Here is a 14,860-nt window from a genome sequence, read left to right as displayed (position 1 = left end):
TCCGTCGCACTTGGGGCGAGTTGGTTAGCAGACTGTTAGCATTGAGCTGGGGTGGGTGAGAAAACCGGTGTTCCCTTGATGGGCCTTAACCCCTCACCCCAACTCTCTCCCCTGAGGGGCGAGGGGGCGATGGGGCCGAGAGTGCTGCGTGCGTTAAACGCTATCCCGTCCGCCGTCATTGCCCGGCTTGTCCGGGCAAATCCAACTTGACGCTGTATGGATCACCTGGACGAGCCGGGAGATGACGGTGGTGGTTACACCGCCCAGGGATCATCCACCATCGGCCAGATGGTTTTGGGGGCTTTGCGGTAGTTCGTTTCGGCCGGGCGGTTGGGATAGGCTTTGCCGGCGGAGCAGTAGATGATCTCGGAAGCGATTTTCGAGAACGCCGCGTAGAAATGATTGGTCGACTTGATGAGGAGGATCTTCTTTTCGGTCGGCTCGACGCCGAGGGCTGAAAAGAGGCTGGGGTCAAAACTCTGGGCGCGGGTGGAGTTGAGGATGACCTCGATGCCGCCAAAGCTGATGAGCGCAGCGTCGCCGAAGGGCGCAAAGCTTTCGCCGAAGCGCATCTGGGCGTCGCGGACGAGTTTTTTGACGATGACGCGCTGGTCGATGGGGCTGCCGGTGTCCGGCGCGGATTTGGCGCCAAAGCGAAGGGCGATTTCGGCGCCTTCGCCAGCGGCAAAGCAGATCTGAACCGCGATCGGGTCCCAGATGGTGCCGACGGCAACGTTCTGGGCGTCGCGGGCAATGAGTTCGGCGAGGAGGATCGTGGCGTCACCCGCCGTGCCGCCGCCGGGATTGTCCCAGACATCGGCAATCACCACCGGGCCTTTGTCAGCGGCCATGGCCTGGGCCACGGCGGTTTCGGCATTGACCTGCTCGACCATGAAGGTGCCGCGCATGGCGTAGAGCTCGCGCCCGAGCTTTTCAGCCAGCGCATCGCCCTGAGCCTTGGCATTGTCTGTGATGGCGACCATCTTGGTGCCCATTTCGGGCACGTCACCGGCCATGAAGCCATGGACGACGGAAAGCGAAAGCAGGCCCGGCTCGGACTTTTCGAGCGCCATGATCTTGTCGACGAACCCGCGCATGGGCTGCTTGGAGGTCGGGAAGACGTCGATCATCCGGCAATCGAAAATGCTCATCACCGGTTTGATTTCGCCCTTGAGGGTGCGCACGGCGATATCCCAGAGGTCGCGGGCCCGATCGACGAAATCGGTATGCGGGAATTCCTTGAAGTAGACGAAGAAATCCGCCGCGGCCGCGCGCTTGGCGGTGAGGTGACTGTGCGGATCGAGCTCGGCGCAGATGAGGATATCCGGCCCGACGATCTCGCGCATGCGGGTGAGGAGATCGCCTTCCGGATCATCATAACCCTGGGCGACCATGGCGCCGTGAAGGCCCATCACCACGGCATTGACCGGCAGGGCGGTGCGCAGCTGATCGAGAATGGCGTCGCGCATGTCTTCATAGGTTGCGCGGGCGACGAGGCCGGCCGGATCGGCCCAGCTGGCGCTGCCTTCAATCAGGGTCCAATTTTCACGGGCGCAGATCTCGCGGCCAATTGTGATCGGCGCGGTGCAGAGCGTCGGGGTTTCCGGATGCTCGCCCGGACCGGCGTCGAGCGAAGCCTCGAAGGCGCGACGATCAACGGCGATTGGTGAGAATGTATTGGTTTCTGTGGCGAGAGCGGCGGTGAAAACGCGCACGGGAAAAATCCGACAATCAGGCAGGAGCGAGAAGCCGACGCTAGCACGGAGCTTTGCGGGCGATCACGTAAGAAATTTACATCGACGCGGCAAATCTGCACCGATTGCCCTTCAATAGTGCCGCCTGCGGGGCGATAAAAGAAACTCAATTTCAAAACGGGCAGGGAGATGCGCAATGCCGATCAAGAGATATGGTGCCGAAAAGGCTGGGGCCGGTGGACAGAGCCTGCCCTTTGCGCGTGCGGTGGAGGCCGGCGGCTGGCTCTATGTGTCGGGCCAGGTGGCGATGAAGGATGGCGAGATCGTCAAGGGCAACATCGTCGACGAGACGCACCTGACCATCCAGAACCTGCTCGCGATTTTGAAAGAGGCGGACTACGGGCTCGAGCATGTGGTGCGGGTTGGCGTATGGCTCGATGATCCGCGCGATTTCTGGAGCTTTAACGGCGTCTACAAGAGCTATTTCGGCGAGCATCCGCCCGCCCGCGCCTGCGTGCAGAGCCGGATGATGGTGGACTGCAAGGTCGAGATCGATCTGGTGGCCTATAAGGGGCCGTGAGGCGGCTTCCCTGGTGGTGGAAATAACCCCCACCTAGCCTCCCCCTGAGAGGGGGAGCGACCGATCGAATACGCTGAGATTTCGGTGAGCCACTGAAAGACCCCTCCCCCTGCCAGGGGGAGGTTGGGTGGGGGTGTGAACCACCCCCAAGGGAGAATGAGGGAAGCCAAATGACAGAAACATCGCCGTTCCGGCTGGATGGAAAAACGGTGCTGATTACCGGAGCGGGGGGCGGTATCGGGCGCTCGATGGTAAACGTGTTTCACGAGGCTGGGGCCGCGGTGATCGGGGCGGATCGCGAAGCCAAGGCGCTCGAGGGACTGCCGCTGGCCGATATGATCATCTTCGATCAGGCTGATGCCAAGGCGACGCGGGCCACCATCGATGCCTATATTTCGGCCCATGGCGCGCCCGATGCGGTGGTGGCCAATGCTGGATTTACCCGGGCGGAAAACCTCGATCAGGTCGATGACGATGTCTGGGCCAGCGAGATGGCGATCAACCTCAATGGAGCCTATGCGCTGACCGACCCGATCGTGGCGGCCATGGCGATCCGCGGCAAGGGCGCTCTGGTGTTCATTTCCTCGGTCAATGCCATCGCCCACTATGGCAATCCCGCCTATTCAGCCGCCAAGGCTGGCCTCGTCGCCTATGCCAAGGCCATTGCCGTGGAGCGCGGCGGGCAAGGCGTACGCGCCAATGTGGTGGCGCCCGGCTCGGTGCGCACGCCGGCCTGGGACCATCGGCTGGAAGCCGATCCGAGCGTGCTCGACAATGTGCTGCCGCACTATCCGTTGGGGCGCATGGTCGACCCAACCGAAGTGGCCAATGCGGCGGTGTTTTTGTGTTCGGATGCAGCCTCGGGGATCACCGGGGCGTTGCTGCCGGTAGATGCCGGGCTGACCGCTGGGAATCTGCGGTTTGTCGATGAGGTGGTGCGGAAGAAGTAGTTTCTGGGGCGAGAGACTCCCACCTAACCTCCCCCTGAAGAAGGGGGAGGGACGCATCGGGGGTGTGGCGGGCTTTGGGGGGCACGATGAGTTCCTCCCCCTCTGAGGGGGAGGTCGGGGGGTATTTGGAGCAGCTGATGATCCTGTCTCGCGACTTCTTTGATCGGCCGGTTCTTGACATTGCGTCCGAACTGATCGGGGCAAAACTGCTGGTCGATGGGGTGGGCGGGGAGATTGTCGAGGTGGAGGCCTATGACGAGAGCGATCCGGCCTCGCATAGTTTTCGCGGACCGACGCCGCGCAACGCCGCCATGTTCGGGCCGGCTGGGCACGCCTATGTCTACAAGATCTATGGCATTCATTATTGCCTCAACTTCGTCTGTAAGCCGGGGAGTGCGGTGCTGATCCGCGCGTTGCGGCCGACGGATGGATTGGCGGAGATGCACGAGCGGCGGGGCGGGGTGGTCGAAAAGCAGCTGTGCTCGGGGCCGGGAAAACTGGCCCAGGCGCTGGGGCTCGATCTCGACCAGAATGGATTGCCGCTCGACGCCCCACCCTTCGCGATAACGGCGGCAACCGAGCGACAGAGCGTTGCGACCGGCAGGCGCATCGGCATTACCAAGGGGGCGGAGACGCCCTGGCGTTTTGTGCTCAAGGGCTCGCCCTATCTCAGCCGGCCGCTCCACTAACCTCGGTTGGAAGGGCAACCGGGCGCCGCCGAAGCCATTGTAGTCCCTGCGAAGGGTGACGCGTGTCAACCGGACGCGATGGCATGAGGAACGGGATGGGTTTTTCCGGTTTCCCCGCCCGGCCAACGAAATGGCAGCCGAGCCTCTATCCCATCCGCGCACCCTTCCGTTTCCTTTTCAGGAAGGGAGGCGAACATGCCCCAGGGTGACAAGAGCGCCTATACAGACAAGCAGAAGTGCAAGGCCGAGCATATCGAGGAAGGCTACGAGAAGAAGGGCGTGTCCAAGGACGAGGCCGAAAGCCGCGCTTGGGCGACCGTCAACAAGGACGATGGCGGCGGCAAGAAATCGGGCTCGGGCCGCGGCAAAGATACCGGCCATCCGGCAGCGCACAAGGGTGGCAAGAAGGGCGCCGAGGCCTCGGCCAGCCGTTCTGCGGCAGAGCGTTCGGCCTCGGCCAACAAGGCCGCTGCGACACGCAAGCGCAATGCCGAGCATTCTGCCATCATTAATGCGGCTGGCGGCTTTGTGATGTTGCAAGGCCGCTGACCGCGTGATTCAAGGGGAGCGTGGAAGCCCTTGAGTCATACGATCTGTTTTCGCCCCAACGCCCGGAGCGGCCTTCGCCGCTAGCGGTTCTGCGCGATATTTTCGGCCACAAGGGATTTCGCGGGCAGCAGGGCGATGTGATCGACCATCTGGTCGAGGGCGGCGATGCGGTGGTGTTGTTTCCCACCGGCGCCGGCAAATCCATGTGCTTCCAGATCCCGGCCATTTGCCGGCATGGCGTGGGTATTGTCGTTTCGCCGCTGATTGCGCTGATGCGCGATCAGGTCGAGGCACTGCGCCAGGCTGGCGTGGCGGCGGCGGCGCTCAACTCCTCGCTTTCCGCTGAAGAATCCGCAGAAGTCCGGCGTAAATTGCGGCGCGGGGAACTCGACCTCCTCTATGTGGCGCCCGAACGCGTGGCGACGCCGGGCTTTGCCAATATGCTTTCGGGCGTCGATATCTCGCTCTTTGCCATCGATGAGGCGCACTGCGTGAGCCAGTGGGGTCATGATTTCCGGCCCGAATATCGCGAGCTTATTCATCTCGTCGAACTCTATCCCGGCGTGCCGCGCATTGCGCTGACCGCCACGGCCGATCCGACGACGCGCGAGGATATCATCGAGCGCCTGGGGCTCGAGCAGGCGCGGGTCTTTACCACCAGCTTCGACCGGCCCAATATTTCCTATTCCATCGTCGAGCGCGACAAGCCGCGCGACCAGCTGCTGGACTTTCTCTCGGGCCACAAGGGCGAGAGCGGCATTGTCTATTGCCTTTCCCGCGCCAAGGTCGAGGACGTGGCCGAATGGCTCTCGGGCAAGGGGATCAGGGCGCTGCCCTATCATGCGGGCATGCCGGCCGAGATGCGCAGCGCCAATCAGGACGCTTTCCTCAAGGATGAGGGTCTGTGCCTTGTGGCGACGGTGGCCTTCGGCATGGGCATCGACAAGCCCGACGTGCGCTATGTCGCGCATATGGATCTGCCGTCCTCCATCGAGGCTTACTATCAGGAGACCGGTCGCGCTGGGCGCGATGGCCAGCCGGCCGATGCCTGGATGAGCTATGGCATGGCCGACGTCGTGCAGCGCCGGCGCATGATCGACGAGGGCGGGGCCCCCGATGAGGTAAAACGCCTCGAGCACGGCAAGCTTAATGCGTTGCTCGGCGTCTGCGAAACCGCCGAATGTCGCCGCAAGGCCATCCTCAACCATTTTGGCGAAAGCCACCCGGGCAATTGCGGTAATTGCGATACCTGCCGCTCGCCGGTCGAAAGCTGGGATGGCACGGAAGCGGCGATCAAGGCGCTGGCGGCGATCTATCGGACTGGCCAGCGCTTCGGCGCGGCTCATGTCATCGACGTGCTGGTGGGCAAGGAGACCGAGAAGGTCACCCGTTTTGGGCACCAGAACCAGCCGGTGTTCGGCCAGGGGCGCGAGCTCGATGCAAAGGCCTGGCAATCGGTGCTGCGGCAGCTGACGGCGATGGGCCTCGTCATGGTGGACCACGCCAGCCACGGTGCGCTGGTGCTGGGCGAGGAAGCGCGCGCCGTGTTCAAGCGCGAGCGCATCGTCACTTTCCGCAAGGACCGGCCGAAAAAGGCGGTGGAGGTTCGCCGCCAGCTGGCGCGGACCATCGATATTCCCGACCATGCGCGGGGCCTGTTCGACGCGCTGCGCGCGGCGCGGCTGAGGATCGCCAAGAGCCAGGGCGTGCCGCCCTATGTGATTTTCCACGATGCGACGCTGCGGGCCATGGCGCTGGCGCAGCCGCGGCACCCGCACGACATGCTCAATCTGCCCGGCGTGGGGCAGGGCAAGCTCGATCGTTACGGCGAGGATTTTTTGGCCGTTGTGCGGGGATATGACGGCGATTGATGGCGTGATTGCCATTCGAGCGTCGCTGTCATGACGAACGGCCCCTCACCCTAACCCTCTCCCCGGAGGGGCGAGGGTTAGGGTGAGGGGTGTGAGGGGTTAAGGGAGCCAGAATGTCTGAAACCGCCAGAAAGCCCAGACTGCCCGTGATCGACGTGGCGCGGGGCGTCGCCATTCTGGCCATGGCGATCTATCATTTGTGCTGGGATCTCTGGTATTTCGGTTTTGTGGGCTGGGATGTGGGGTTTGATCCGCGCTGGGTGTTTTTTGCCCGCTCGATCCTGTTTGCATTCCTGTTTCTCGTCGGGGTGGGGCTGGTCCTCGGCCATGGCGAGGGTATGCGCTGGAAGGGGTTCTGGCGGCGCTGGCTGTTCGTGTTTGGCGGGGCGCTGGCGAATACGCTCGGGACCTGGCTGACCTTTCCGGAGAGCTTTGTCTATTTCGGCGTGCTCCATGCCATTGCGCTCTTCATGCTGCTGACGCTGCCGTTCTTGTTTGCGCCGGTGTGGGTGAGTGCCTTGGTGGCAGCGCTTTTCATCGTTCCACCCTGGTTCTTCAGCCATCCCCTGTTCAATGAAAAACTCTTCTCCTGGCTGGGGTTCTGGGTCGAGCCGCCGGTGACCAATGATCTCGTCCCCGTTTTTCCCTGGTTCGGCGTGGTGCTGTTGGGGGTGATCGCGACACGGCTGGGCAAAAAGCTCGTGCTGCCGCGGCTGGCCGCAATCCCGGTGACCGGGCGGCTGGGCAAGGCGATGGCCTGGCTGGGGCGGTGGAGCCTGCCGTTTTATCTCGTCCATCAGCCGGTGCTGCTGGCTGTCGTGGTGCCGCTCTCCATGCTGCTGGGCACCCAGGATACGCTGCGCGAGGCCGATTTCCTGCGCTCCTGTCAGGTCACCTGCGAAGGCGGCGGCACCAGCGCCCCGCTCTGCACCACCTATTGCCAGTGCGGCATGGCGGGGCTGACGGAAGATGGGCTGTGGGACCCGGTTTATGCGGGCGTGCTCAATGCCGATGAGCAGGCAAAGCTCGATGAAAACAACCGGCAATGCTCGGCGCTGATCTATCCGGACCTGCTGGGGACCCCGGCGGCGACACAGTAGGCCCCCACCCCAGCGCCGCTACGGCCTGACGGCCGAGCTTTGCTACCCTCCCCACAAGGGGGAGGGAGGCAAGAAAGAGTTGGGCGGCATGGGCCCATGCCAAAGCAGTGCTGGCGGGAATGGCGCCGGGCGGTCAATGAGGGCTATGTCCTTGCTTCTCTATGGTTTCGTCGCCATCGCCGTTCTCTTCACCTCGACCCTGTCGGGGGTGTTCGGCATGGCCGGAGGGCTGGTGCTGTTGGCGGCGTTGCTCACTGTGCTGCCGGTGGCGACGGCGATTGCGGTGCAAGGGGCGATCCAGATCGTCGCCAATGGTTCGCGGGCTTTTTTGTCGCGAAAATATATCGACTGGCGCATTCTGGGCATGATCTGCGTGGGGCTGGTCGCGGCGGCGATCCTGCTGTTTATCCTGCGCTATACCCCTGACCTCGCCACGGTCTGCATCGCCATCGGGCTGATGCCCATTCTGGTGTGGATCCCAAAAGACTGGCTGGCGCTCGATGCCAGCAAGCCCCTCCATGCCTTTCTCTGTGGCCTCTTCGGCGGTGGGCTCAACCTGGCCGTGGGTGTGTCCGGGCCGACCGTGGATATCTTCTTTATCCGCACCCAGATGGACCGCCGCACCATAGTCGCCACCAAGGCGGCGACGCAGGTGGTTTCACACGCTGCAAAAGTCGTGTTCTACGGCGCGGCGGCCTCGGCCATGGTCGCCGGTGACTGGCTGATCGTGCTGGTGGCGGCGCCCTTTGCCATCGCCGGCACCAGTCTCGGCTATCACATCCTGCAGCGGCTTTCCGACGCCGGCTTCCGCGCGTGGACCCGCTGGATTGTGACTTTCATCGGCATTTTTTATCTCCTGCGCGGCTTGTCCTTGCTCCTTCCGGCTTGATCGTTATGGTGCCGGCAGGAGACTCCATGGCATCATTCGACAGCGTTACAGCCCGCCTTATCTTGCTTCTGGCCGAAACCGGCTCGATCGGGCGCGCCGCCGAGCGCGAGGGGATTGCATCCTCCGCCGTCAGTCGCCGTGTGTCCGACCTCGAAGCGCGCCTCGGCGTGGTTCTGTTTGACCGTTCGGCCCATGGCGTGAAGCTGACGACGGCCGGGGAGGCTTATGCCGAGGGCTGCCGCACCGTGCTGCGCGCCATTGCCGATCTCGACGCCTCGATGGCCGATTTCAGCGCCGGCCAGAAGGGGAGCCTGCGCCTTGCCTGCACCGGCTCGGCGCTCACGGGGCGCCTGCCCGAACTGCTGGCAAAATACGCCCAGAAATATCCCGGCATCTCCATTTCAATCGGCGAAATGGGCGCGGCCAAGGCGCTGCTGGCGCTCGACGAGGGACGGGCCGATGTCGCCATCGTCTCCGACAATTACGATTTCACCCGGTTTGAAATCAGGCCCTTCGAGGACGAGCGGGTCTGGGTCCTGGCGCCGCCCGATCACCCTCTGGCCGAACAGATCGAGCCGCGCAAGGCCATCTCCTTTGCCGCCGCACTCCCCTATGACATCGTCAGCGTGCACCACACCGGCTCGCTCGATCGCCTGCTCGGTGAATCGGCCGGGGGCATCGGCAAGACCATCAATGAGACGCTGCGGGTCGAGAGCTTTCCGGCCCTCGTGCGCATGGTGGAAGCCGGGTTCGGCATCGGCTTCCTGCGCTCCACCAGCCTGCATCTGCTCGCCGGGACCGACCTCGTCTGCGCCCCGCTCGCCGAGACCTGGGCCATGCGCCAGCTGCTGGTGGCGCGACGCAAATCGAGCCCGCTTTCGGCGGCGATGAAGAGCTTTATCGCTCTGTGCGCAGAGACTTATGCGCCTTCGTCCTGATATTCGGACTTTATACCTCACATTTTCTTTGACTCCGGAAAACAGCCTCGTTAGTGAACTGGACAAGCGCCCTCATCTTTAGGCGCGTCGATGCAAGAAATTCGATTGGACCGTTCCATGACGACGCTTTTCCGCACATCTTCTCTGGCAGCCGCGCTGATCGCCGGCACCATGGCCCTGACCCCCGCCGCATTTGCGCAGGACAAAGTCATTACCCATGCACAGGGTGAAACCACGATCAGCGGCGTGCCGGCCAAGGTGCTGGTGCAGGATTGGGCCACGCTCGACAATCTGGCCGCTCTCGGCGTTCCCGTCGCCGGCGTGCCGTCCTCGAACGCTCCGGGCTATCTGGCAGACGCGATCCCCGCCGATGTCCTGCCGCTCGGCTCGCTGTTCGAACCCGACTTTGAAGGCATCGCCGCCTCCGAAGCCGACGTGTACTTCGTCTCCGGCCGTTCCGCTGCTGCTTACGAAACCGGCAAGGACATCCTGCCGACCATTGATCTGAGCGTGAACAACACGGCGATCATCGATGGCCTCAAGGAAAACCTGACCAAGCTTGGCGAAATCTTCGACAAGCAGGACAAGGCTGCCGAGCTGATCGCCAATGTGGATGCAAAGGTTGCTGACGCCAAGGCTGCTGCCGAAGGCAAGGGCACGGCCCTCGTGCTCGTGACCAATGCCGGCAAGCTCGGCGTCTATGGTCCAGATAGCCGCGTGTCCTGGGTCTATAACGAAGTCGGCATGCCGTCGGCTCTCGATAGCGTCAAGGACGGCGATCACGGTGGCGACGCGGTGACCTTCGAATTCCTGCTCGAAGTGAATCCGGACTGGGTCTTCGTTGTCGACCGCGATGCCGGCACCACCGAGAACACTGGCGCCGCACAGGCCCTGCTCGACAATGAGCTGTTCAACCAGACCACTGCCGCCAAGGAAGGTCAGATCGTTTATCTCGACGCTCAGGCTGCCTATATCACCATGAATGGCTATCAGGCTGTGACCCTTCTGCTTGACCAGGTTATCGCCGGCCTTCAGAAGTAATTCCATAATTCAGGGCCTGGCGGCCTCGGCCGCCGGGTCTTGCTGCATTTTATAGACCGGACTTTTCAGTGCCTGCGCTTATTGCCGGAATGATCATCACAATCGCCCTTGCGATTGTCAGCCTCTTTGTTGGCGTCAGCGATGTTTCGCTGGCGTCTTTGCTGTCTGGTGGCTGGGAAGGCCGTCCCGGCGAAGTTCTCCTCATAAGCCGCATTCCGCGCACCGTTGCGCTGGTCCTTGCAGGCGCCTCGATGGCTATTTCGGGCCTCGTCATGCAGATGATCGTGCGCAACCGCTTCGTCGAGCCCGGCACCACGGGCACGAGCGAATCTGCGGCGCTGGGTTTTCTCGTGGTGACGATCTTTGCGCCCGGTTGGCCCCTGATGGCCAAGATGGCCGTGGCGGCCCTCTTTGCCCTGGGTGGCACGGCCCTGTTCCTGCGGGTGCTGCGCGCTGTGCCGCTGCGCGACGTGCTGCTGGTGCCGCTGGTGGGCATCATGCTCGGTGGTATTGTCGGCGCGATCGGCGCCTTCATCGCTTATCGAACCAGCCTCATGGGATCGATGCTGGCCTGGAACATGGGCGATTTCTCCGGCGTGCTGCGCGGGCGCTATGAGCTGATGTGGTTTGGTCTGGCCGGTTGCATCCTCGCCTATATCGCGGCGGACCGCTTTACCGTCGCCGGCATGGGCAAGGATTTCACCACCAATCTGGGGCTCAATCATCGCTCGGTAATGATCCTCGGGCTGGTCATCGTATCGGTCGTCAGCGCCGTGGTGCTGGTGTCGGTGGGGTCGATCCCCTTCCTTGGGCTGATCGTGCCGAACGTTGTCAGCATGCTGATCGGCGACAATATGCGCCGCACCGTGCCCTGGGTTGCCGTCGGCGGCGCCGGCATGGTGCTGGCCTGCGATATTGTCGGCCGGCTCATCCGTTACCCCTATGAAATCCCGATTTCCGTGGTGATGGGCGTGGTCGGCTCGATGCTGTTCCTCTATCTGCTGCTGCGCACGCCGCGAGGCGCCAAATGAGCACCGAGATCGTGTCCTCTTCCCCGCTCTCGCGCCTCTCCCGTCCGGTCTGGGTGCTGATCGCCCTCGCCGTGCTGGCGGTGCTTTCGGTCGTGCTGTTCATGACGCTCGGCGCCAAGGGCAGCTGGAGTTTTGTGCTGCCCTTCCGGGGCAAGAAACTGCTCGGCCTCCTGCTCGTCGCCTATTCGGTGGCGGTGTCGACCGTGTTGTTCCAGACCGTCACCAACAACCGCATCCTGACCCCATCGATCATGGGCTTTGATGCGCTCTACGTGCTGATCAAAACGTCCATCGTTTTCTTCCTCGGCGTCGGGGCGCTGACCTCGATCAGCGCGGAATGGCAATTCCTGTTCTCCCTGATTGCCATGGTCGCCTTCTCGGGGTTCCTGTTCCGCTGGTTGTTTCTCGGGGAAGAGCGGAGCCTGCATCTCCTGGTGCTGGTCGGCATCATCTTCGGCACGCTGTTCCGATCGTTTTCCAACCTCATGCAGCGCATGATGGACCCCGGCGCCTTCAACGTGCTGCAGGACACGCTGTTCGCCAGCTTTGCCACCACCGACCCGTCGCTGCTGGGCATTTCCTGCGTCATCGTTGGTGTGGTCAGTGTCTTTGCCTTCCGCATGATGCATGTCTATGACGTGCTCAATCTGGGGCGCGCCCACGCCATCAATCTGGGCGTCGACTACAAGCGCACCGTGGCCATCATTCTGATCTTGGTGTCGATCCTTGTGTCGGTGTCGACGGCGCTGGTCGGCCCGGTGACGTTCTTCGGCCTGCTGGTGGTGACGCTCGCCCATTCGCTTATCGGCAATTCCCTGCATCGCTATGTGCTGCCAGCTTCGATCCTTCTCGGGATCATCGCACTGGTTGGCGGCCAGACGCTGCTGGAACGTGTCTTCGCCTTTGACACCGCGCTCTCGATCATCATCGAGTTTTTGGGCGGCGTCGTCTTTATTGCCCTCGTGCTGAGGAAATCTGCCCGATGATCATCACCCAAGGCGTCACCAAGAATTACGGCACCTCCTGCGTCGTCGACGGGGTAACCCTCGAACTGCCACAGGGCGGGGTAACCTCGATCATCGGCCCCAATGGCGCCGGCAAGTCGACCCTTCTTTCCATGGTCAGCCGCCTCATGGCGATGGACAAGGGCAGCGTGACCATTGGCGGGCTGGATGTGACGCGGGCGAAGAGCGACGACCTCGCCAAGAAGCTCTCGATCCTGCGCCAGGACAATCACATGACGGCGCGGCTGACCGTCTATGACCTCGTCTCCTTCGGACGCTATCCCCATTCCAAGGGGCGTCTGAATGCCGGGGACAAGGAGCATATCGACCGGGCGATCCGCTATCTCGACCTCGAGCCGCTCTCGGCTCGATATCTCGACGAATTGTCGGGTGGCCAGCGCCAGCGCGCCTTTGTCGCCATGGTCCTGGCCCAGGACACCGACTATGTGCTGCTCGACGAGCCGCTCAACAATCTCGACATGAAACATGCCATGGGCATGATGAAACTGGTGCGCCAGGCGGCCGACGAACTCGGCAAGACGGTCGTGCTGGTGTTGCACGACATCAATTTCGCCTCCTGGTATTCGGACCACATCGTGGCCATGAAGCTGGGCAAGGTGGCGGCGCAGGGCCCGGTCAAGGACATCATCCGCCCCGACGTGCTCAATCCGATCTATGAGATGGACATCAATGTGCACGAGATCGGCGGCCAGCTGATCTCCGTCTATTACGGCTGACCGGCGATCGCCTCACCGTAGGAAATGATGCGCCCGCGCCCTTCGGCCTTGGCCGGATAGCAGGCGGCATCCGCCTCGCCCAGAAAGCCGATGGCTGAGGGTGGCTCGGGCGTGATGATGGTCAGCCCGGCGCTGGCCGAAACGCGATGGGTCTTTCCTCCCCAGTCGAAGGCGAGCGCGCTGATCGCCCGCACGATTTTTTGGCCCACCTGCAGGCCGTTTTCCTCGGGGCAGCAGTCGAGAATGACGGCGAACTCGTCGCCGCCGATGCGTGCCACGGTGTCGTGGCTGCGGCAGCAGTCGCGGATGGTCTGGGCGACCCTCTTGAGCAGCGCATCGCCCGCGGCGTGGCCCGCGGTGTCATTGACGGGCTTGAAGTGATCAAGGTCGATAAAGATCAGGCAGGATGGCTTTCCTGTCTCGCGCGCCTCGGCGATGGTTCGGGCCAGTGCCTTCTCGAAGGCAGCGCGATTGGTCAGATCGGTCAGAGGGTCGTGACTGGCCGTATGCGCCAGTTGACGCTGCAGCGCCCGGCTCTGGGTCATGTCCTGGAAGATCAGCACGGCCCCGAGGACGTCATCGGCGCTGCCGAGAACGGGAGCGGCAGTGCAGCGGATATCGCGCCTCGTGCCGTCATGGCTGATGAGCTCGGCATCGTCCTCGACGCGAATGGGCAAGCCTTGCGCGAGGGAGCTGCGCACCGGACAGTCCATGGGCGCGCCTGAGGTGTGGTCCTGAAGCCGGAAAATGGCTTCGATCGGCTCTCCACGGGCGGCCGCGGCGCTGACCCCGGTCAGCTGTTCGGCGGCGGCGTTCATGAAGTCGACACGGCCCTCGGCATCGACCGAGATCATGCCGTCGGCGACGGAGGACAGGATGATGCGCAGGCGCTCTTTTTCCCTGTCCAGTTCCTGCTCGACCATCTTGAGATGGGTGATGTCGGTATCGGTGCCGATGGTGCGCAACGGCTCGCCGGCGTCGGTCCATTCGACGGCGCGACCGCGGCTCAGGATCCAGACATAGGAACCGTCCTTGCGCCGTTCGCGATATTCGAGCCCCTCGAAGGTATCATCGCTCTGTTCCTGGCGGTCGATATTGGCCTTCACGACAGGCAGATCGTCCGGGTGGATCCTGGAGTGCCAGGCGGCGGTGGCGCCGTCGACCCATTCGTCGGGGCTATAGCCACGAATCCTTCGCCAGCCGTCGGAATAGAAAATGCTGTCGGTGCGGTAGTCATAATCCCAAACGCCCTGGCGGGCGCTCTGGAGTGCAAAGCGCCAGCGCTTTTCGGTGTAGATAAGCGCTTCCTCGGCCTTCTTGTGCGTCTCGATATTGGCCAGCTGCAGAACGAACAGCGACGTATCGTCCGCGCTCTCGAAGGAGCGCGCACCGACCTGCACCCATAGCGGGCTCGCATCTGCGTGGCTGAAGCGATGCTCGCCGTGGAGGGAGGAAATTTCCCCGCGCACCAGCCGCTCGAATTGAAGGTCGAGCGCACTCTCATCGGAAGGGTGGATGAGGTCTGCGAGCGTCTGGCGCGTCAGGTCCGCGGGCGCGTGCCCGAGCAGTTCGGCGCAGGCCGGGTTGGCGTGCCTGATGGCGCCGGCGGCATCGACCAGCAACATGCCGAAGGGCAGTTGATCAAAGGCGCGGGCGGCCTCCGCCGCGGAGGGATCCCCCCGCTGGTTCTGGCCGGCGACAGGTAATGTCGTACGTGGCGGTCCCATGACGGTCACCATGACGGAGGGGGGGTAACAGGCGAATTAAGATTGATGTTCAGATTTCCG

General features: G+C 63.0%; 14 protein-coding genes. 12 read left to right on the top strand and 2 right to left on the bottom strand.

Annotation, left to right across the window (positions count from 1 at the left end; translation table 11 throughout):
• Positions 1-254: 254 nt before the first annotated feature.
• Entirely contained in the window at positions 255-1,715 is a 1,461-nt protein-coding gene (locus tag NYQ88_RS19845) for a M81 family metallopeptidase (RefSeq protein WP_275652788.1), read from the bottom strand.
• A gap of 175 nt (positions 1,716-1,890) precedes the next feature.
• Between NYQ88_RS19845 and NYQ88_RS19840 the strand changes: the two genes are divergently transcribed.
• The 12 genes from NYQ88_RS19840 to NYQ88_RS19785 all read left to right on the top strand — a co-directional run bounded on the left by NYQ88_RS19840 (position 1,891) and on the right by NYQ88_RS19785 (position 13,073).
• Positions 1,891-2,274: a RidA family protein gene (locus NYQ88_RS19840; protein ID WP_275604827.1), complete on the top strand. Its 384-nt coding sequence runs from the start codon at positions 1,891-1,893 to the stop codon at positions 2,272-2,274.
• A 170-nt stretch (positions 2,275-2,444) separates the two neighbouring features.
• Positions 2,445-3,224 (top strand): SDR family oxidoreductase, encoded by a 780-nt coding sequence (locus tag NYQ88_RS19835; protein ID WP_275652787.1) that lies wholly within the window; start codon positions 2,445-2,447, stop codon positions 3,222-3,224.
• A gap of 137 nt (positions 3,225-3,361) precedes the next feature.
• Positions 3,362-3,913 (top strand): DNA-3-methyladenine glycosylase, encoded by a 552-nt coding sequence (locus tag NYQ88_RS19830; RefSeq protein ID WP_275652786.1) that lies wholly within the window; start codon positions 3,362-3,364, stop codon positions 3,911-3,913.
• A 195-nt stretch (positions 3,914-4,108) separates the two neighbouring features.
• On the top strand, positions 4,109-4,462 hold the full coding sequence (locus tag NYQ88_RS19825) for a plasmid stabilization protein (protein WP_275652785.1): 354 nt from the start codon (positions 4,109-4,111) through the stop codon (positions 4,460-4,462).
• Between the two features lie 20 nt (positions 4,463-4,482).
• The gene (recQ, locus tag NYQ88_RS19820) at positions 4,483-6,333 is read left to right on the top strand and encodes a DNA helicase RecQ (RefSeq protein WP_275652784.1); all 1,851 of its coding nucleotides are present in this window, start codon (positions 4,483-4,485) and stop codon (positions 6,331-6,333) included.
• A gap of 113 nt (positions 6,334-6,446) precedes the next feature.
• Positions 6,447-7,433: a heparan-alpha-glucosaminide N-acetyltransferase gene (locus tag NYQ88_RS19815; RefSeq protein ID WP_275652783.1), complete on the top strand. Its 987-nt coding sequence runs from the start codon at positions 6,447-6,449 to the stop codon at positions 7,431-7,433.
• 145 nt (positions 7,434-7,578) lie between these two features.
• Positions 7,579-8,322, top strand: coding sequence for a sulfite exporter TauE/SafE family protein (locus NYQ88_RS19810; protein WP_275652782.1), 744 nt, complete (start codon positions 7,579-7,581; stop codon positions 8,320-8,322).
• Positions 8,323-8,348: 26 nt separating this feature from the next.
• Positions 8,349-9,260, top strand: a complete 912-nt coding sequence (locus NYQ88_RS19805) for a LysR family transcriptional regulator (protein ID WP_275652781.1) — start codon at positions 8,349-8,351, stop codon at positions 9,258-9,260.
• A 117-nt stretch (positions 9,261-9,377) separates the two neighbouring features.
• Positions 9,378-10,301 carry a siderophore ABC transporter substrate-binding protein gene (locus tag NYQ88_RS19800; RefSeq protein ID WP_275652780.1) on the top strand — a complete coding sequence of 308 codons (924 nt, stop codon included), beginning with the start codon at positions 9,378-9,380 and terminating at the stop codon, positions 10,299-10,301.
• 68 nt (positions 10,302-10,369) lie between these two features.
• Positions 10,370-11,332, top strand: coding sequence for an iron chelate uptake ABC transporter family permease subunit (locus NYQ88_RS19795; protein ID WP_275652779.1), 963 nt, complete (start codon positions 10,370-10,372; stop codon positions 11,330-11,332).
• Entirely contained in the window at positions 11,329-12,318 is a 990-nt protein-coding gene (locus tag NYQ88_RS19790) for an iron chelate uptake ABC transporter family permease subunit (RefSeq protein WP_275652778.1), read from the top strand. Before NYQ88_RS19795 ends, NYQ88_RS19790 begins: the two co-directional genes overlap by 4 nt.
• Positions 12,315-13,073, top strand: coding sequence for an ABC transporter ATP-binding protein (locus tag NYQ88_RS19785; RefSeq protein ID WP_275652777.1), 759 nt, complete (start codon positions 12,315-12,317; stop codon positions 13,071-13,073). Before NYQ88_RS19790 ends, NYQ88_RS19785 begins: the two co-directional genes overlap by 4 nt.
• Here NYQ88_RS19785 and NYQ88_RS19780 read toward each other — a convergent pair.
• Positions 13,064-14,800 (bottom strand): PAS domain S-box protein, encoded by a 1,737-nt coding sequence (locus NYQ88_RS19780; RefSeq protein WP_275652776.1) that lies wholly within the window; start codon positions 14,798-14,800, stop codon positions 13,064-13,066. The two genes, NYQ88_RS19785 and NYQ88_RS19780, sit on opposite strands and share 10 nt — an antisense overlap.
• Between the last annotated feature and the right edge of the window lie 60 nt (positions 14,801-14,860).

Source organism: Devosia sp. SD17-2 (genome assembly GCF_029201565.1).
In the GTDB taxonomy this organism is placed as follows: domain Bacteria; phylum Pseudomonadota; class Alphaproteobacteria; order Rhizobiales; family Devosiaceae; genus Devosia.
Note: the sequence above shows the minus strand (reverse complement) of the source record. Positions and strands in the feature narration are given on the sequence as shown.